This window comes from Caulobacter soli (assembly GCF_011045195.1).
GTDB classification, from domain to species: domain Bacteria; phylum Pseudomonadota; class Alphaproteobacteria; order Caulobacterales; family Caulobacteraceae; genus Caulobacter; species Caulobacter soli.
Genome location: NZ_CP049199.1, coordinates 762,325 through 779,542, shown reverse-complemented (window position 1 = coordinate 779,542; position 17,218 = coordinate 762,325). Strand labels below are relative to the sequence as shown.

The 17,218-nt window shown below is 68.9% G+C and carries 21 protein-coding genes; 7 read left to right on the top strand and 14 right to left on the bottom strand.

The window, feature by feature from the left end; genetic code table 11:
* Positions 1–34: 34 nt before the first annotated feature.
* The 6 genes from ruvB to G3M62_RS03875 all read right to left on the bottom strand — a co-directional run bounded on the left by ruvB (position 35) and on the right by G3M62_RS03875 (position 5,069).
* Positions 35–1,093 (bottom strand): Holliday junction branch migration DNA helicase RuvB, encoded by a 1,059-nt coding sequence (gene ruvB, locus G3M62_RS03900; protein WP_165184876.1) that lies wholly within the window; start codon positions 1,091–1,093, stop codon positions 35–37.
* 118 nt (positions 1,094–1,211) lie between these two features.
* The gene (gene ruvA, locus G3M62_RS03895; RefSeq protein ID WP_165184875.1) at positions 1,212–1,826 is read right to left on the bottom strand and encodes a Holliday junction branch migration protein RuvA; all 615 of its coding nucleotides are present in this window, start codon (positions 1,824–1,826) and stop codon (positions 1,212–1,214) included.
* Positions 1,823–2,344 carry a crossover junction endodeoxyribonuclease RuvC gene (gene ruvC / locus G3M62_RS03890; protein ID WP_205692004.1) on the bottom strand — a complete coding sequence of 174 codons (522 nt, stop codon included), beginning with the start codon at positions 2,342–2,344 and terminating at the stop codon, positions 1,823–1,825. The genes ruvA and ruvC overlap by 4 nt, the downstream gene beginning before the upstream one ends.
* Positions 2,345–2,410: 66 nt before the next feature.
* A complete protein-coding gene (locus G3M62_RS03885; RefSeq protein ID WP_165184872.1) occupies positions 2,411–3,346 on the bottom strand; it encodes a nucleoside hydrolase in 936 nt (311 codons plus the stop codon).
* 66 nt (positions 3,347–3,412) lie between these two features.
* Positions 3,413–4,054, bottom strand: a complete 642-nt coding sequence (locus G3M62_RS03880; protein ID WP_165184870.1) for a hypothetical protein — start codon at positions 4,052–4,054, stop codon at positions 3,413–3,415.
* Between the two features lie 259 nt (positions 4,055–4,313).
* Positions 4,314–5,069, bottom strand: a complete 756-nt coding sequence (locus G3M62_RS03875) for a YebC/PmpR family DNA-binding transcriptional regulator (protein WP_165184869.1) — start codon at positions 5,067–5,069, stop codon at positions 4,314–4,316.
* Between the two features lie 112 nt (positions 5,070–5,181).
* Between G3M62_RS03875 and G3M62_RS03870 the strand changes: the two genes are divergently transcribed.
* Positions 5,182–5,490, top strand: coding sequence for a hypothetical protein (locus G3M62_RS03870; protein ID WP_205691939.1), 309 nt, complete (start codon positions 5,182–5,184; stop codon positions 5,488–5,490).
* A gap of 41 nt (positions 5,491–5,531) precedes the next feature.
* On the opposite strand, the gene G3M62_RS03865 is transcribed toward G3M62_RS03870, so the two are convergent.
* From G3M62_RS03865 to G3M62_RS03845, 5 genes are all read right to left on the bottom strand, one after another.
* Positions 5,532–5,945, bottom strand: coding sequence for an organic hydroperoxide resistance protein (locus tag G3M62_RS03865; RefSeq protein WP_165184867.1), 414 nt, complete (start codon positions 5,943–5,945; stop codon positions 5,532–5,534).
* A 127-nt stretch (positions 5,946–6,072) separates the two neighbouring features.
* Positions 6,073–6,480 (bottom strand): hypothetical protein, encoded by a 408-nt coding sequence (locus tag G3M62_RS03860; RefSeq protein WP_165184866.1) that lies wholly within the window; start codon positions 6,478–6,480, stop codon positions 6,073–6,075.
* Positions 6,481–6,491: 11 nt separating this feature from the next.
* Positions 6,492–7,316 carry a TIGR00282 family metallophosphoesterase gene (locus G3M62_RS03855; RefSeq protein WP_165184864.1) on the bottom strand — a complete coding sequence of 275 codons (825 nt, stop codon included), beginning with the start codon at positions 7,314–7,316 and terminating at the stop codon, positions 6,492–6,494.
* Between the two features lie 4 nt (positions 7,317–7,320).
* Positions 7,321–7,923: a 5-formyltetrahydrofolate cyclo-ligase gene (locus tag G3M62_RS03850; RefSeq protein ID WP_165184863.1), complete on the bottom strand. Its 603-nt coding sequence runs from the start codon at positions 7,921–7,923 to the stop codon at positions 7,321–7,323.
* Positions 7,924–8,317: 394 nt separating this feature from the next.
* Positions 8,318–8,758 (bottom strand): MarR family winged helix-turn-helix transcriptional regulator, encoded by a 441-nt coding sequence (locus tag G3M62_RS03845; RefSeq protein WP_165184861.1) that lies wholly within the window; start codon positions 8,756–8,758, stop codon positions 8,318–8,320.
* A 76-nt stretch (positions 8,759–8,834) separates the two neighbouring features.
* Between G3M62_RS03845 and G3M62_RS03840 the strand changes: the two genes are divergently transcribed.
* Positions 8,835–9,959: an aminotransferase-like domain-containing protein gene (locus tag G3M62_RS03840; protein WP_165184860.1), complete on the top strand. Its 1,125-nt coding sequence runs from the start codon at positions 8,835–8,837 to the stop codon at positions 9,957–9,959.
* Between the two features lie 129 nt (positions 9,960–10,088).
* Here G3M62_RS03840 and G3M62_RS03835 read toward each other — a convergent pair whose 3' ends face one another.
* The 3 genes from G3M62_RS03835 to G3M62_RS03825 form a co-directional block, all read right to left on the bottom strand.
* On the bottom strand, positions 10,089–11,114 hold the full coding sequence (locus G3M62_RS03835; RefSeq protein ID WP_165184858.1) for a L,D-transpeptidase: 1,026 nt from the start codon (positions 11,112–11,114) through the stop codon (positions 10,089–10,091).
* 344 nt (positions 11,115–11,458) lie between these two features.
* Positions 11,459–11,785, bottom strand: coding sequence for a cell division protein ZapA (locus tag G3M62_RS03830; RefSeq protein ID WP_012284839.1), 327 nt, complete (start codon positions 11,783–11,785; stop codon positions 11,459–11,461).
* Positions 11,786–11,787: 2 nt separating this feature from the next.
* Entirely contained in the window at positions 11,788–12,192 is a 405-nt protein-coding gene (locus tag G3M62_RS03825) for a hypothetical protein (protein WP_165184857.1), read from the bottom strand.
* Positions 12,193–12,421: 229 nt separating this feature from the next.
* On the opposite strand from G3M62_RS03825, the gene gap reads away from it, so the two are divergent.
* The 5 genes from gap to G3M62_RS03800 all read left to right on the top strand — a co-directional run bounded on the left by gap (position 12,422) and on the right by G3M62_RS03800 (position 17,212).
* A complete protein-coding gene (gap, locus tag G3M62_RS03820) occupies positions 12,422–13,429 on the top strand; it encodes a type I glyceraldehyde-3-phosphate dehydrogenase (protein ID WP_165184855.1) in 1,008 nt (335 codons plus the stop codon).
* On the top strand, positions 13,429–13,761 hold the full coding sequence (locus tag G3M62_RS03815) for a hypothetical protein (RefSeq protein ID WP_165184853.1): 333 nt from the start codon (positions 13,429–13,431) through the stop codon (positions 13,759–13,761). The genes gap and G3M62_RS03815 overlap by 1 nt, the downstream gene beginning before the upstream one ends.
* A gap of 25 nt (positions 13,762–13,786) precedes the next feature.
* Positions 13,787–14,977: a phosphoglycerate kinase gene (locus G3M62_RS03810; protein WP_165184852.1), complete on the top strand. Its 1,191-nt coding sequence runs from the start codon at positions 13,787–13,789 to the stop codon at positions 14,975–14,977.
* Between the two features lie 177 nt (positions 14,978–15,154).
* On the top strand, positions 15,155–16,246 hold the full coding sequence (gene fba / locus G3M62_RS03805; RefSeq protein ID WP_165184850.1) for a class II fructose-bisphosphate aldolase: 1,092 nt from the start codon (positions 15,155–15,157) through the stop codon (positions 16,244–16,246).
* A gap of 141 nt (positions 16,247–16,387) precedes the next feature.
* Positions 16,388–17,212, top strand: a complete 825-nt coding sequence (locus tag G3M62_RS03800; RefSeq protein WP_165184849.1) for an SDR family NAD(P)-dependent oxidoreductase — start codon at positions 16,388–16,390, stop codon at positions 17,210–17,212.
* Positions 17,213–17,218: the final 6 nt, after the last annotated feature.

The window sequence follows — 17,218 nt, the reverse complement described above, 5'->3', positions numbered from 1 at the left end:
CCGATTGTATTTCCGCTCCCTCGGCGGAGAGCGTTCACTCTTCCCCGAACAGCCCGCCCTGCACGATCTTGCTCGTGATCTGGGGCGCCGAGACCGGCTCGGTCAGGCCCAGGTGCAGATAGGCCTTGCCGCACGCCATGCGCCCGCGCGGGGTGCGCTGGATGAAACCCTGCTGCATCAGGTACGGCTCGATGACGTCTTCCACCGCGTCGCGGGCCTCGGCGATGGCGTAGGCGATGGTTTCGACGCCGACCGGGCCGCCGCCGTAGTTGTCGATCATGGCGCGCAGGTAGCGGCGGTCCAGGGAGTCGAGCCCACTCTCATCCACTTCAAGACGCGCCAGGGCCATGCCGGCGGCCTTGCGGTCGATCACGGTCGCCCCATCGGCGGCGGCGAAGTCGCGGACGCGGCGCAGCAGGCGGCCGGCGACGCGGGGCGTGCCCCGGGCCCGCTTGGCGATCTCGTCGGCCCCGTCGTCCGACAGCGGCGCGCCCATCTTGCGGGCGGCGTGCAGCAGTACGTGGCGCAGCTCGGCCGGGGTGTAGAACTCCAGGCGGATCGGAATGCCGAAGCGGTCGCGCAGCGGCGTGGCCAGCATGCCGGCCCGCGTGGTGGCCGCCACCAGGGTGAAGGGCGCCAGATCGATGCGGATCGAGCGCGCCGAGGGCCCCTCGCCGATCACCAGGTCCAGCACATGGTCCTCCATGGCCGGATAGAGGATCTCCTCCACGGTCGAGGGCAGGCGGTGGATCTCGTCGATGAACAGGACGTCGTTGGCTTCGAGGTTGGTCAGGATCGCCGCCAGGTCGCCGGCCTTGTTCAGCACCGGACCGGACGTGGCGCGGAAGTTGACGCCCAGCTCGCGGGCGACGATCTGGGCCAGGGTGGTCTTGCCCAGGCCGGGCGGGCCGAACAGCAGCACGTGGTCCAGGGCCTCGCCCCGGCCCTTGGCCGCCTCGATGAAGATGCGCAGATTGCCCTTGGCCTGCTCCTGGCCGACGAACTCGGCCAGGGTCTGGGGACGCATGGCGCGGTCGCTGGCGCCGGGGATCTGTTCGCCTTGCTGGGCTTCGCCGGAGATGATGCGGGTCATATCCCCCCTCCGTCGGCTGCGCCGACACCTCCCCCACAGGGGGAGGACCTAAGTGCGCAGGCCCTCCCCCTGTGGGGGAGGCGGCCCGAAGGGCCGGTGGGGGGAGTGTTCCGAGCCCTCACCGCCCCAACTCCTGCAGACCGGCCTTGATCAGCGCCTGGACCGTCGCCTCGTCACCCAACTTTGCAGCCGCCGCTTCCACCACCCGCCGCGCGTTGACCTCGGCCACGCCCAGGCCCATCAGCGCCGCCACCGCGTCGCCGGTCGGGGCCGGCTTGGCGGGCGCCGCCGCCACGGTGGTCGGCGCGCCCATGAACACCGGCCCGTCGGTGATCGGCTTGCCCTTCAGCTCGGTGACGATCCGGATGGCCAGCTTCGGACCCACGCCCGAGGCCCGGCCGACCGCCGCCTTGTCCTCGCGCGCCACCGCCGAGGCCAGCTCGGCCGGCGACAGCACGTCCAGCACCGCCATGGCCGCCTTGGGGCCCACGCCCTGGATGGCCTGCAACAGCACGAAGGCCTTGCGGTCCTCGCGTGAGCCGAAGCCGTACAGCCGCAGGCCGGCGCTCTCGCTCCACTGGCTCTCGATGTGCAGCAGCGCCTCTTCGCCCAGCGCCGGCAGGCGCTGCAGGGTCCGCGAGCCGCAGCGCACGACATAGCCGACGCCCATCACGTCGATCAGGGCCTCTTCCTCGCCGATCTCGGCGACGGCCCCTCTGAGACGACCAATCATGCCACTCTCCGGTTGGCGACGCGCAGGTTGGCGTGGGTGATGGCGACGGCCAGGGCGTCGGCGCAGTCGGCCGTGGTCTTGCCGGCCGTGGGCAGCAAGCGGGCGATCATGAAGCCGATCTGGGCCTTGTCGGCCGCCCCCGTGCCGACCACCGCCTTCTTGACCAGGCGGGTCGAATACTCGGCGACCAGCAGGCCGGCCCGCGCGGGGGCGATCAGGGCGGCGGCGCGGGCGTGGCCCAGCTTCAGCGTCGACTGGGCGTTGGTGTTGAGGAACACCTCCTCAACCGCCGCCTCGTCGGGCTTGTGCTCGTCGATGACGGCGCAGATGCCCTCGAACAGATGCAGCAGGCGGCTGGCGAACTCGGCCTTGTCGTCGGGCGCGATCACCCCGTGGGCGACGTGGCTCATGCGCGAGCCCTCGACGCTGACCACGCCCCAACCGGTGCGGCGCAGGCCGGGGTCGAGCCCCAGGATTCGGATAGGCGTGCGATTCGCGTTCATCATGTGTTCTCGCACCATCGCCGGTTTCGCCTCCCAGGAAAAGCCGTGACTTCCCTAACGAAACCTTAAGCTTGGGGTGGCTCAGGCCGGGTTCAGAACCGGCGCGCAGAACAGCCGTTCCAGCAGCAGGGCCTGGACGGCCGGCGCGTCGACCGAAACACAGAGCTCGGCGTTGGGTTCGCCCTCGATCCGCTCGACGCGGCCCAGATGCTCGCCGTCGGTCTTCACCCGCAGGCGCGCGGGCTCGAAGACGAACAGCTCGGGCGCCACCAGGCTGGCGGCGACCACCGCGTCGTGCGGATGGCAGCCGGCCTCCAGGCCCCAGGCCGTGCGATGGAACGCCATGTAGGGTCCCAGAGCCTTGTTCAGGCGCGCCGAAAGCGGCGAGCCGCAGGCGGTCGAGCCCTCGGCCATGGCCTGGGCGGTCAGGGTGACCTGGGCGGTGACGTCCAGCGGCACCAGGCGCGGCATCACCCCGCGCTCCAGCACCCGGGCCAGGGCCTCGGCGTCGCTCCAGGTGTTGAAATCGGCCCCGCCGGCCGCCTTGCCCTCGACGCCGAAGGCCCCGGCCATGATCGTGGGCCGCCAGCCGCGAAAAGCGCCGGCGTCCTCCAGCAGGCCGTTGGCCAGGTTGGTCAGGGGCCCCAGGAACAATCCCGCCACCCGCGCTCTTGCGCGAAAGGCCAAGAGGCTGCCGCCCTGCCCCCGGTCCAGTTCGGGCAGCTTCCAGCGCTGGGAGAAGCCGGCGCCGTTCAGGCCGTCCACCCCGTGGGCGGGCCGCATCCGCTCGACGCGCCGCTTGGCCACGCCCGAGCCGGCGCCGATATAGACCTCGGCCGGACAGCCGGCCAGGCGCAGCACGCCCCGCGCGTTGGCGGCGGACTGGTCGACATAGGTGTTGCCGAACACCGCCGAGACCGAGACCACGTCCACCGCGTCGCGCGAGCGCGCCAGCATGGCCAGGGCCAGGGCGTCGTCCACGCCGCAGTCGGTATCGATGTGCAAGCGCAGCGGCATGGCGCCAGCATAGCGCGGCCGCCGGGGCGCCGGGAAGCGGCTCGACGGCCTGGACCCAAAAGGATTTCAGCCCGCCTGCGCGCGCGGCGCGCCCAGGATCAGCAGGGCGGGCGGCAGGCAGCAGGCCAGGGCCAGCACGAACAGCCAGGTCGCCGTGCGAAAGGCCTGGAAACCGCCCACGGCCAGGCGTCGGCGCAGCCAGCGGGTCTGCACGCACAGGTACCAGGCGATCGCCGCCACGCCGATCGTCACGCCGACCAGGCGGACCGATCCGGCCGGCGAGACCACCAGGATCACGGCCACCGACAGCGACAGGGCGAAGGGCGCGGCGCACAGGCACTGCAGCTCGAACGGCTCGCGCAGGGTCGCGTGGTCGACGGGGCTTCCCTGGCGCCGCAGCGTCCCCGTCGCCATCACCAGCGGAAACAGGCTGAAGGCCACGACGCGGAACAGCAGCGGGCCCAGGCCGGGAGGCTGGGCCGCGTCGCCCAGCGCGCTGCGCAGGAACAGGTCCAGGGCGTGGGCCAGCAGGATGGAGAGGAACAGGAACAGCGGCGGGCTGACCAGATCCGGCGACGGCCCCGCCGCGTCCCGCTCGGCCTCGGCGGGCCACAGCAGCACCCGCCACAGGGTGCGCGGATAGAACAGCAGCCCGGTCATCACCTCGTAGAGGATCTCCCCGATCGTGCGAAAGCGAAGACGTTCCATGGCGTTTCCCAGCATGCGGCCGGGAACCAAACACTTCAGCTTGCGGAATCCGTTCAGGGGAGAACGAGGGCGCGTGAGGAACCAGGGGAATCTCTCTCCCCCTGCGGGAGAGGGTGGCGGTCCGCGCGACCGTCGGGTGAGGGGTCGACGAACGCAAAAGCCGCGCCGGCGGTCAGGCCAGGCGCGGCTCAAGCTTTTGAGAGACCCCTCATCCGGCCCTTCGGGCCACCTTCTCCCGCAAGGGGAGAAGGATCACGGATCAGCCCAGCTTCGCGGCGTCTTCGTCGCTGATCTCTTCGTTGGAGTAGACGTCCTGGACGTCGTCGTCGTCGTTGAGGGCGTCGAGCAGCTTCATCAGGGTGGCCACGGCGTCGCCGGTGACCGGCACCTGGCTCTTGGGGCGCCAGGCGATCTTGGTGTTGGACGCCGGGCCGAACTTGGCTTCCAGGGCGGCGGCCACGTCGTTGAGGTCTTCGAAGGCGGTGTAGACCGTGTGGCCTTCGCCCTCTTCGTCCATGTCCGACACCACGTCGTCGGCGCCGGCCTCGATGGCGGCTTCCATCATGGCGTCTTCGCTGGCGACCTTGGCCGGGTACGACACCTGGCCGACGCGGTCGTAGTTGAAGGTCACCGAGCCGGTGGCCCCCAGGTTGCCGCCCATCTTGGTGAAGTAGGAGCGGACATTGGCGGCGGCGCGGTTCTTGTTGTCGGTCAGCACCTCGACGATGATCCCGACGCCGCCGGCGGCCACGCCCTCGTAGCGGATCTCGCTATAGTCGGCCGCGTCGCCCATCTGCGACTTCTTGATCGCGCGGTCGATGACGTCCTTGGGCAGGCTTTCGGCCTTGGCGTTGTTCACGGCCAGGCGCAGGCGCGGGTTCATGTTCGGGTCCGGCAGGCCCGCCTTGGCCGCCACGGTGATTTCCCGCGACAGCTTGGAAAACAGCTTGGAGCGCGCGGCGTCGGCGCGGCCCTTGCGGTGCATGATGTTCTTGAATTTCGAGTGGCCGGCCATGCGGAGGGCTCTTCTCTTGTGTCTGCGAATGAAAAGGTAGGCGGCGCTTCTAGCGCCCCAGCCCCTACATTGTCATCCTCCAAGCAGCGAAACGTTCGCTGGAGCCCGCTTGATGACCCCGTCCGATTTCCCGTCCGAACCGTTCGACCCGGCGCGCCTGGCGGCCCACGAGCACATCCAGGGGGTCGGAGAGGACGATGACGTCGCGCCGCCGGCGACCGCGACCGGCGCCGCGGCCGTGGGCGCCCTGTCGACGGGCGCGGCCGCGCTGGGCGGCCTGGCGGTGGGCGCGCTGGCGGTGGGAGCGATCGCGATCGGGGCCCTGGCCATCGGCCGCCTGTCGATCGGCAAGGCGCGGATCCGCCGGCTGGAGATCGACGAGCTGATCGTCGGCCGGATCGTGGAGCGACGACCGCGCTAGACGGGGACACGCGCATGCGCGTGTCCCCGGCCCGATCAGTCTTAGGCGACCTTCAGCTCGACCTCGATATTGCCGCGCGTGGCCTTCGAGTACGGGCAGACCTGGTGGGCGGCGTGCAGCAGCTTTTCGGCCGTCTCGGCGTCGAGGTCCGGCGCGTTCAGGGTCAGGCGGGCGCCGACGTGGAAGCTGGTGTCGTCCTTGATCAGGTCGACCTCGACGTCCAGGCTGTGCTCGCCCAGCTTGACGCCCTGGCTGCGGGCCACCAGGCCCAGCGCGCCCAGGAAGCAGGCGCCGTAGCCGGCCGCGAACAGCTGTTCGGGATTGGTCCCCTCGCCGTTGCCGCCCATCGACTTGGGGTAGCCCAGCTTGACGTCCAGGTGACCGTCGTCGGTCTTGGCGGTGCCTTCGCGGCCGCCGACGGCGTGGGCGTGGGCGGTATAGATGGCGTCGGTCATGGGGAGTGCTCCGTTAGGCGGGTTGAGATCGCGCCGCGACTGTTGGCCCAAGCCATGACAGGCGCAAGCGTCGTCGCCTGGAGAATTCACCGAACCTTGGTCAGCTCGACCGGATGGGCCGGCCGCTCTAGACGCCGGCCTTGTCGCAGGCGTCGCGCATGACGTCCTTGTCGAACGACACCTCGCACAGCCGGTGCGGGAAGTTCATCGGCGAGCTGTTCAGATAAGTCTCGTAGAAGGCCTGGTAGATCTCGCGGCAGGTCCATTGACCGACCTGCTTCCGGGCCAAGGCCTCGTCCCCGTCCAGGCGCACCCGGTAGAACTGCGGATCGAGCTCGCCGGCGCGCCCTTCGCGTTCGAGCTCGGTCAGGGGCCGCGACTCGATGAACTCGAGGGGAAACGCCACGACCTGGTCGTCCACATGCAGGACCCAGGTGGACCCCACCCGAGCGCCGACATGTTCCATGCGATAGCGACCCCCCTCGGCGGTCCAGGGCGCCGACGCGTCCGCCTGCTTGAACCGGATCGCGACCATCGGCGGGCTCCCTAGGCCAACTCTGGAATGGTTTCCTTCAGCCGGCCGCCCACGCGGATCGGCTCGACGCGGACCGCCAGGCCGGTGCGGTCGTCGGTCTCGACGAACACGCCGCAGACCGTGGCCGGCCCGCTGGCGGGGGTATAACGGCCGCCGCTGATCTTGGTGGTGAACCGGCGAAGGGGCTCTTCCTTCTGGTTGCCGATCACGCTGTCATAGTCGGCGCAGGCCCCCGCGTCGGTCTGGTAGGCGGTGCCGCCGGGCAGGATCTGGGCGTCGGCGGTGGGCACGTGGGTGTGGGTGCCGACCACCAGGCTGGCGCGGCCGTCGCAATAGTGGCCCATGGCCATCTTCTCGGAGGTGGCCTCGCAGTGCATGTCGACCACCACCGCGTCGGCCACCTGGCCCAGCGGGGCCTTGTCCAGCTCGCGATCGGCGGCGGCGAAGGGGTCGTCCATGGCGTCCATGTGCACCCGGCCCAGCAGGTTGATCACCATGATGGTGCGGCCGCCCTCGGTCTGGAACAGGTGGCTGCCCCGGCCCGGGGCGTCGGACAGGATCGGGTAGTTGGCCGGACGGATCAGGCGCGGCTCGCGCACGATGTAGGTCAAGGCCTCGCGCTGGTCCCAGCTGTGATTGCCCAGGGTCAGGCAGTCGGCCCCGGCCTCGAACAGCTCGCGGGCGGTGTTCTCGGTGATGCCGAAGCCGGCGGCGGCGTTCTCGGCGTTGATGATCACGAACTCCAGCTGGAGCTGGCGACGCAGGGCCGGCAGGTGGTCGGCCAGGCCGTCGCGGCCCGACTTGCCCACGACGTCGCCGAAGAAAGCAAAACGCATAATTTCAGTCCTCTTGGACGGCGATATACTCGCTTTCGGTCAGGATGGCGTCCAATCGTTGGTCGTGGGGTTCATCGGGCAGGCCCTGTGTCTCTTGGCCCACATAGCCCAGGCCCAGGACAAAGACGCGCTTGCGGGCGCGCAGGGCGTCCAGCGCCCGGTCGTAATAGCCGCCGCCCTGGCCCAGGCGCCGGCCCTCGCGGTCGAAGGCCAGCAGCGGCGTGATCACCAGGTCGGGCTCGAGCGCGGGCTGGGTCTCTTCGGGCGCGTTGAGGCCGGCCTCGTCGTGGACCAGCGCGTCGCCCGGGGCCCATTGGCGGAAAACCATGTGGCCGTCCTCACCCTCGACGCGCGGCAGGGCCAGGGTCCAGCCCTGCTCGATCAGCCAGGCGGCCAGGTGGCGGCGGGCGTCGATCTCGGCGCCGATGCCGGCATAGAGCGCGGCGACCTTGCCCTGGGGGTCGGGGAAGCGGGCCGTCAGCGGGCCGCGGGCCACCTCGACGATCATCCAGTCGGCTTCGGGATGTTCGCGGGCCAGCTCCTTGCGGCGATTGCGAACGAACAGCCGCAGGGCGGCCTTGGCGACGGCGGGATCGGCGATGGTCATGCCGTCTATATGGGGGAAAGGTGGCGGCGCCGTGAAGAACCGTGAAGACGTTTCAATCCACTCGAACCTGTTAGTTACAGGTGGGCCCCGTGTTCCCGCAGCCACGGCCACGGGAGGGAACAGGTCCCGATAGAGAGATTAAGGTCCCTGGGAATAGAAATCTTCGACGAGGGCCACAGCAGACCCGCCGTGGAGGAAGATAGGCGTTCGGGGGACGTTGCGCCAGCGCCGCATTGACGCGGGATGATGGAATTTAAAGCCTCCCCCTGTGGGGGAGGCGATCGCGTAGCGATCGGTGGGGGGAGTTTTAAGATCGAAGATCCAGGCTGTGGCCGCCTGCCGATCACTCCCCCCACCGTCGGCTGCGCCGACACCTCCCCCACAGGGGGAGGCTTTATTTGCCAATCAACTCCCCCATCACCGCGCTCCACCCTTGCTGCGCCTGCGCCCCCGCCCGATCAAACGCCGCGCGCAGGTGCCGGGTCTGGGCTTCGGTGAGTTCGGCTTCCAGCTTGCGGCCCGCCTCGGTCAAGCTCAGGCGCTTGACGCGGCGGTCGTCGGGCGAGGCCTCGGCGCCGACCAGGCCCATCTCCATCAGTTGGCGCAGGGGCGCGTTCAGGGCCTGCTTGCTGACCGCCAGCAGATCCAGGAGCCCGCGCACCGAGACATCCGGCCTGCGGCCGATGAAATAGAGGATGCGGTGATGCACCCGTCCCAGGCCGCGCTTCTCCAGAATGCGGTCGGGACGATCCGTGAAGCCACGATAGGCGAAATAGAATTGCTCGATCGCCTCATGCATATCGCCATCAGAGGCAGGATTATCCAGGTCAACCATATTGACACAATAGGTCGCCCGCGCTCATTCTGTCGATAGGTCAAGATCATTGACACTGTTAGGCGGGAGGTCGGCGATGGCGCGTTTGTCGGTGCGGAGCGGTGACATCAAGCCCTCGCCGGTGCGCGACATGCTCAACGTGTCGCAGCGTCCGGGCATGATCTCGTTCGCCGGCGGCCTGCCCTCGCCCGAGACCTTCGCGGGGCTGGACCTGCCGCCGCCGCCGCGCGACCTGCTGCAATACGGCCCCACCGAGGGCGAGCCGGCCCTGCGCGAGCGGATCGCGCAGGACCTGGTCGCCCTGGGCCTGGACACCGACGCCGACCGCATCCTGGTGCTGTCGGGCTCGCAGCAGGGCATCGACCTGGCCGCCAAGCTGGTGGTCGACGCGGGCGTGACCCTGGCCGTGGAGTCGCCGGCCTATCTGGCCGCCCTGCAGGTGTTCCGCTTCTACGGCGCGCGGTTCGAGATCATCGACCGAAGCGCGCCCGGCGGCAGCTGGGCCGACGCCCCTCCGTCCATGGCCTACGTCATCCCCACCTTCCAGAACCCCAGCGGCCATTGCTGGAGCGCCGCCGAGCGCGAGGCGATGGCGAAGGCTTGCCTGGCCAACGACGTGATCCTGTTCGAGGACGATCCCTATCGCGACCTGGTCTATGAGCCCAGCGACCGCACGCCGGTCAGCGCCGGCATGGCGGGCGGCTCGTGGATCTATCAGGGCTCGTTCTCCAAGACCGTCGCGCCGGGCCTGCGCCTGGGCTACCTGACCGCCTCGCCGGACCTCTTTCCCCTGCTGGTCCAGCTGAAACAGGCGGCCGACCTGCACACCAACCGGCTCAGCCAATGGATGGTGCTGCAGTATCTGAACGATCCGGGCCGCGCCGAGCGCATGGCGCAGGTCGCCGCGCTCTATCGCGGCAAGCGCGACGCCTTCGCCGACGCCCTGACCCGGCATCTGGGCAACCTGGCCTCGTGGTCGCTGCCGCCCGGCGGCCTGTTCTTCTGGCTGACCCTGGCCGACGGCACCGATGTCGAGGCTTTGCTCAAGAAAGCCGTGGAGCGCGGCGTGCTGTTCACGCCTGGGAGCCACTTCCTGGCCGAAGGCGGGGCGAGCCCGACGATCCGACTGAACTTCAGCCTGGCCGAGCCGGAAGCGGCGGAGCGGGGGCTGGCGGTGTTGGCGGAGCTGTTGCGGGGGTAGCAGGCGACATCAAGCCGAGGTGCGTGGTCCTCGTCCTTCGACAAGCTCAGGATGAGGACCATTGTGTAGGCCCCGACATTCGAAAACCTCATCCTGAGCTTGTCGAAGGACGAGGTTTCGCCCCCCCCCTCACGGGGTCGGCGTCACGCTGTCCAGGATCGTCAGAGGCCGGCCCGGTTCGCCCTCGCCGACGCTGGACTGGGTGACCAGGATCGTCGCGCCGGGCTTCAGCTGGCCCTTCACCGCCTCGTAGAAGCCGCGCGGCAGCTTCACGCGGTTGAGGATCGCCTCGTCCAGCGCCTGGCCGGCGTCGGCGTCGTGGCCCGGCACGCCGACATAGATCCAGCGCGGGGCGCCGCCCGGACCGGTGGTCAGGTTGATGACGTGGGTGCCGGGATCGTCGTCGGCGATCTGGGCGCGGCTGCGGCCGATCTCGACACCGTTGCGCAGCACGACGATGGCCTGGTCGCGCTTGGAAACCACGATGGTCAGCGGGCCGGTCGGGGCGCGCTCGGGCGTCCAGCGATAGTCCTGGTCGGCCAGGGTCTCCAGCGGACGTGGCGCGCCGGAGGCGTCGATCGGCGCCAAAAGCGGCGCGTCGCTGGCCTGCATCGGCTTGGCCGCGTCGCCGGCCACCACCACGGTCGCCCCCAGGGTGGTGATCTTGAACAGTTCCTTTGAGAAGCCCATCGGCATGTGCACGCAGCCATGGCTCTCGGGATAGCCCGGCAGGCCGCCGGCGTGCAGCGCCACCCCGTCCCAGGTCAGCCGCTGCTGATAGGGCATGGGGGCGCTGTTGTACTTGTTGGATTTGTGGTCGGCGTCCTTCTGCAGGATCGTGAACACGCCGGTCGGGGTCTCGTAGCCCTCGCGGCCGGACGAGATGGTGCTGACCGCGATCCGCACGCCGTTGCGATAGACCGTGGCCAGCTGGCGCGACAGGTCGACATAGACCAGCAACGGTCCCTTGGGCGCGATCTGCGACGCCCACACCCACTGGCCGGGCTTGAGCTGGTCGGCCATCCGCGCGAACTCGGCGGCGGAGCTGGCCTTGGCGCCCTGGGCGTGGGCGGTGGGGGCGCAGAACGCCGCCGCTAGGCCCATGATCATCGCGGCCCGCCGCGTGCTGTCGGCCAAGAGCGTGGATTTTCGCATGCTGCTCTCCTGAACAGGTGGGATCCCGTTCGGAACGCTACAGGTTGTCGGGCGGCCTCAACACCCGCCATTCCTTCAACCGTCATTGCCCCCTTGAACCCTCTCTCTTTGAGAGAGGGAGGGGTCCGCCGCCGCAGGTGGTGGGAGGGTGAGAGGTTTCACCGCCAGCCGGCAAATCCGGAGCCGTTGGGCATTTCAAAAAAGGGAGCGAGATTTCACGCCACTGATGCGGCCGCCGGTATCGGGCGTCTTCGTCGGAGCTTGGTTCTGAGAGAGTGTAACCTCTCACCCTCCCACCGCTTCGCGGCGGGCCCCTCCCTCTCTCTATGAGAGAGGGATCAAGCCTACCCCTGAACCAGGGCCTCGATCTTCTCGGACGCCGCGTCAAGCGCCTTGATCGCCCGGATCTCCACCCGCGTCTGCTCGGTCTGCAGGCGGGCCAGTTCGGACTGGGCGTGGGCCAGGCGCAGCTTCAGGTCCGACAGCTCGTCGGCCAGCAGCAGGGCGCCCATCAGGAACAGGCGCGTCTCGCCCAGTTGGCCGACATCCTGGCTGACCTGGCGGACCTGGCGGTCGAACAGGCGGGCGATTTCCAGCAGGTGGGCTTCCTGCCCGTCCTCGCAGCCGACGGTGTAGGGGCGGCCGTTCACCTGGATGGTCAGTTGGGCCATGCTCAGGCCTCCCTTTCCGTCACGCCGTCGTCGAAGCCGCCGAACAGGTCGCCCTCTTCAGCGCCCTCCTCGTCTTCCTCGTCGTCGTCATGGACGCCTTCGGTGATCAGGCTCTCGTCGCCCAGGGCGGCGCGGATCTCGGCGATGGCGCGGCCCAGGGCTTCGGAAGCCTGCTCGCCGGCCTCCTCCAGCGCCTTCTCGCGAGCGCGGGCGGCCTCCAGGTCCAGCGACAGGCGCGCGGCCTTGGACTCGGCCTCGACGTCGGCGTCGAACAGGCCCGGCTCGCCGGACGCGGCCACGACCGGACGCGCCGCGCGTTCGGCGGCGATCTTCTGTTCCAACTGGCTGACGGCGCGCTCCAGGCGGCGCGCGGCCAGTTCGAGGGCGTTTCCTTCGCCCGGGGTCATCGGCATCGTCCAAACTTCATGCAGCGCAACATATAGACTGCCGTCGGCTTCGCCACCCGCCATGGCGACAATTGGGCGATGAAACCGTGCGGATCACAATAGCTCATCCTATGTGAGCGCTCGCGGAGGTTTCTTGGGGTTGACTTCCCCGCCCCGCACCGCAAAACGCGCTGCAAAATCAAGGTAACGTCGGTCGACCCGGCCGAACGCTCGTTAGGAGAAAGACCTCATGGCCATTCGCGTCGCCATCAACGGCTTCGGCCGGATCGGACGTCTCGTCCTGCGTTCCATCGCCGAGCATGCGCGCCGCGACATCGAGGTCGTCGCCATCAACGACCTGGGCCCGGTCGAGACCAACGCCCACCTGCTGCGCTACGACAGCGTCCACGGCCGCTTCCCCGGCACGATCACGTCCGGCGAGGACTGGATCGACATCGGCATGGGCAAGATCAAGGTCACGGCGATCCGCGACCCCAAGGACCTGCCGCACAAGGAACTGAACGTCGACATCGCGTTCGAGTGCACGGGCATCTTCACCGCTCGCGACAAGGCCGCCCTGCACCTGGAAGCCGGCGCCAAGCGCGTGCTGGTCTCGGCCCCCGCCGACGGCGCCGACAAGACCATCGTCTACAAGGTCAACCACGAGGTCCTGACCGCCGACGACATCATCGTCTCGAACGGCTCGTGCACCACCAACGCCCTGGCCCCGGTGGCCAAGGTGCTGCAGGACCTGACCGGCATCGAGCGTGGCTACATGACCACGATCCACAGCTACACCGGCGACCAGCCGACGCTGGACACCATGCACAAGGACCTCTACCGCGCTCGCGCCGCGGGTCTCAGCATGATCCCGACCTCGACCGGCGCCGCCAAGGCCCTGGGCCTGGTGCTGCCGGCCCTGAAGGGCAAGCTGGACGGCTCGTCGATCCGCGTGCCGACCCCGAACGTCTCGGTCATCGACCTGAAGGTCGTGCCGTCGCGCGACACCACCGTCGAAGAGGTCAACGCCGCCCTGAAGGCCGCCGCCGACGGCCCGATGAACGGCGTGCTGTTCACCACCACCGACCCGCTGGTCTCGCACGACATGAACCACATCGCCGCCAGCTCGACGGCCGCCCTGCCCCAGACCCAGGTCATCGAGGGCAAGCTGGTCCGCGTGCTCAGCTGGTACGACAACGAATGGGGCTTCGCGACCCGCATGAGCGACACCGCTCTGGAAATGGCGAAGTTCCTCTGATGACGGAGCGGCCCAAGCAAATCCTGCTCTGGGCCGCGACCGGCCTGATCTGGTTGGGCGCCTTTGTCGGCGGCCCAACCTTGATCGCTCTTCCTTTCGTTTTTCCGTTGCTCGCTCGGGCCTGGTCCACCCCTTCAGGCATCCAGTTGCTGATGCTGCTTACCTTTGCGGTGCTATGGCTTGCGGCCCTCGTCTGGGTCGGCCTGCGCCATCGCGGCAAGGCGCGGTGGGCGCATTTCGCCATCGCCGGCGCCATTACCGGCGGGATGTTCCTGCCCGCTCTCGTCGCGCCTCCCGCCGATCACACCGCGCAAGTCTATCGCGTCCTCTGAACGCTCCTCCAACAACGAGTTCGTCATGCCCTTCCGCACCCTCGACACCGCCGATCTCGCCGGCAAGCGCGCCCTGGTCCGGGTGGACTTCAACGTGCCCGTCGACGGCGGCAAGATCACCGACGACACCCGCCTGCGCGCGGCCCTGCCGACGATCCACTACCTGTCGACCAAGGGCGCCAAGGTCATCCTGCTGGCCCACTTCGACCGCCCCAAGGGCAAGGTCGTGCCGGAGATGAGCCTGGCTTTCGTGGCCGAGCCGCTGTCCAAGCTGCTGGAGCAGCCGGTCGCCTTCGCCGCCGACGCCGTCGGGCCGCAAGCCAAGGCCGTGGTCGACGGCCTGGAGAACGGCGGCGTCGCCCTGTTCGAGAACGTCCGCTTCCACGCCGGCGAAGAGAAGAACGACGCCGACTTCGCCGCCCAGCTGGCCGCCAACGGCGACCTCTATGTCAACGACGCCTTCAGCGCCGCCCACCGCGCCCACGCCTCGACCGAAGCCCTGGCCCGCCTGCTGCCGTCCTATCCGGGCCTGGCCATGCAGCGCGAGCTGGACGCCCTGGACGCCGCGCTCGGCAATCCCAAGAAGCCCGTGCTGGGCATCGTCGGCGGCTCCAAGGTCTCGACCAAGCTCGACCTGCTCAACAACCTGGTCGCCAAGCTGGATCGCCTGGCGATCGGCGGCGGCATGGCCAACACCTTCCTGTTCGCCCAGGGCCACGACGTGGGCGGTTCGCTCTGCGAAAAGGACCTGGCCGACACCGCCCGCCAAATCATCGCCACGGCGGAAAAGAGCGGCTGCCAGCTGCTGCTGCCCATCGACGTGGTGGTGGCCAAGAAGGTCGCTCCGGGCGTCGACGCCCAGACCCGCGAACTCTCCGAAGTGCAGGCCGACGACCTGATCCTGGACGCCGGCCCCAAGAGCGCTCAACGCCTGATCGAGGCCATGGACGCCTCCAACACCCTGATCTGGAACGGCCCGCTCGGCGTGTTTGAAGTGCCGCCGTTCGACGAAGCGACTGTTTCGGCGGCAAAACACGCCGCCAAACTCGCCAAATCGGGTAAGATCGTCGCCGTCGCTGGCGGTGGTGATACCGTGGCGGCCTTGAACCACGCGGGCGTGTCGAGCGACTTCACTTTCGTCTCGACGGCCGGCGGCGCGTTTCTTGAATGGATGGAGGGTAAGACCCTTCCTGGCGTCGCGGCCCTCGAGGCCTAGGGCCGAAGCGTTTCAATCTGATCCGTTCGTCCCGGCGAGAGACCGGGCGGACGGCTTCAGGGACGACCGTCGAGACGGAGGAAACTCGACGCGGACTACGGGCGAAGAACGCAAAGCGTCAAAGGCCCCAACAACAAGAAACGACCCAACACACTCACGCTTGCAGGAGAACACCACGTGGCGAGGATCACGCTAAGACAGCTTTTGGACCATGCGGCCGAGCACGACTACGCGCTGCCGGCGTTCAACATCAACAACATGGAACAGGGCCTGGCGATCATGGAGGCGGCCGAAGCCGTCAACTCGCCGGTCATCATCCAGGCGTCGCGCGGGGCGCGGAACTACGCCAACGACATCATGCTGGCCCGGATGATCGACGCCCTGGCCGAGATCTATCCCAATATCCCGGTGTGCATGCACCAGGACCACGGCAACGGCCCGGCGACCTGCGCCACGGCGATCCAGTACGGCTTCACCTCGGTGATGATGGACGGCTCGCTGATGGAAGACGCCAAGACCCCCGCCACCTACGAGTACAACGTCGAGGTCACCCGCAAGGTGGTCCAGATGGCTCACAGCTGCGGCGTGTCGGTCGAGGGCGAACTGGGCGTGCTCGGGTCGCTCGAGAGCGGCATGGGCGAGGCCGAGGACGGCCACGGCTTCGAAGGCGTGCTGAGCCACGCCGAGCTGCTGACCGACCCCGACCAGGCGGTCGATTTCGTGCAGCAGACCGGCGTCGACGCCCTGGCCATCGCCATGGGCACCAGCCACGGCGCCTACAAGTTCACGCGCAAGCCGGACGGCGACGTCCTGGCCATGAACGTGATCGAGGACATCCACCACCGCCTGCCCAACACCCACCTGGTGATGCACGGCTCCAGCTCGGTCCCCCAGGACCTGCAGGACATCATCAACCAGTACGGCGGCGCCATTCCCCAGACCTGGGGCGTTCCGGTCGAAGAGATCCAGCGCGGCATCAAGCACGGCGTGCGCAAGGTCAATGTCGACACCGACAACCGCCTGGCCATCACCGGCGCGATCCGCAAGATTCTGGCGGAAAAGCCCGGCGAGTTCGACCCGCGCGCCTATCTGAAGCCCGCCAAGGAAGCCATGCGCAAGGTCTGCCAGGACCGCTTCGTGCAGTTCGGCTCGGCCGGCCACGCCGACAAGGTCAAGGCCCTGTCGACCGCGACCATGGCCAAGCGCTACGCCTCGGGCGAACTGCACGCCAAGTTCGGCGAAGCGGCGAAGAAGGCCGCGGCCGAGTAAAAGCCGCGCTCTTGCGACGAGACGACAAAGGCCTTCCGGGTTCGCCCCGGGAGGCCTTTTTTACGCCTTCGCTCGCGCGCCCTATGCCGGCGAGGTCGGAGGGCTATAGTCCCTTGTGGGCAAGGCCTCGGGAGACGGGTTATGGCTGAAACCGCTTCGTCTTCCGAACGCCCGCTGGCCCTGGTCACCGGCGCCTCGTCCGGCATCGGCGAGGCCTTCGCCCGGGCCCTGGCGGCGCGCGGCCACGACCTGGCCCTGGTCGCCCGCCGCGCCGACCGGCTGGAAGCCCTGGCCGCCGAGCTGTCCTCTCGCCACGGCGTCACCGCCTTCGCCCTGCCCGCCGACCTGTCGGTGCTGGGCGCCAACCAGACCGTGCTGGACGCCGTCGCGGCCCGGGGGCGGCGGGTGGACGTGCTGGTCAACAACGCCGGCTTCTCGATCGCCCAGAGCTTCGACGACGTGCCCTGGTCGCGACAGCAGGATTTCCTGATGACCCTGGTGGTCACCGCGTGCGGCCTGGCCCACGGGGTGATCCCCGACATGGTCGCGCGCGGCGGCGGCCGGATCATCAACGTCGCCTCCCTGGCCGGCTTCGCGCCGGGGGTGGCGGGCCACACCCTCTATCCGGGGGCCAAGAGCCTGATGATCAAGCTGACCCAGGCGCTGGACGCCGAGTACCGCGCCGCCGGTCTGAAGATCACCGCCGTCTGCCCGGGCTTCACCCAGACCGAGTTCGCCAGCGCCAACGGCACCGACGCGGTGATGGCGGAGGCCCCACGCCGATTGTTCCAGACGCCGGACCAGGTGGTCGCCGCCGCCCTGAAGGCCAACGACCACGGCAAGGTCGTCGTGGTGCCGGGCTGGCACAACGCCGTGGCCGCGACCCTGCTGCACTACCTGCCCCAGGGCCTGGTCCGCTGGGGCCTGATGAAGGGTTCGGCCAAGTACCACCTGGCCGCCGACTGATCCCGT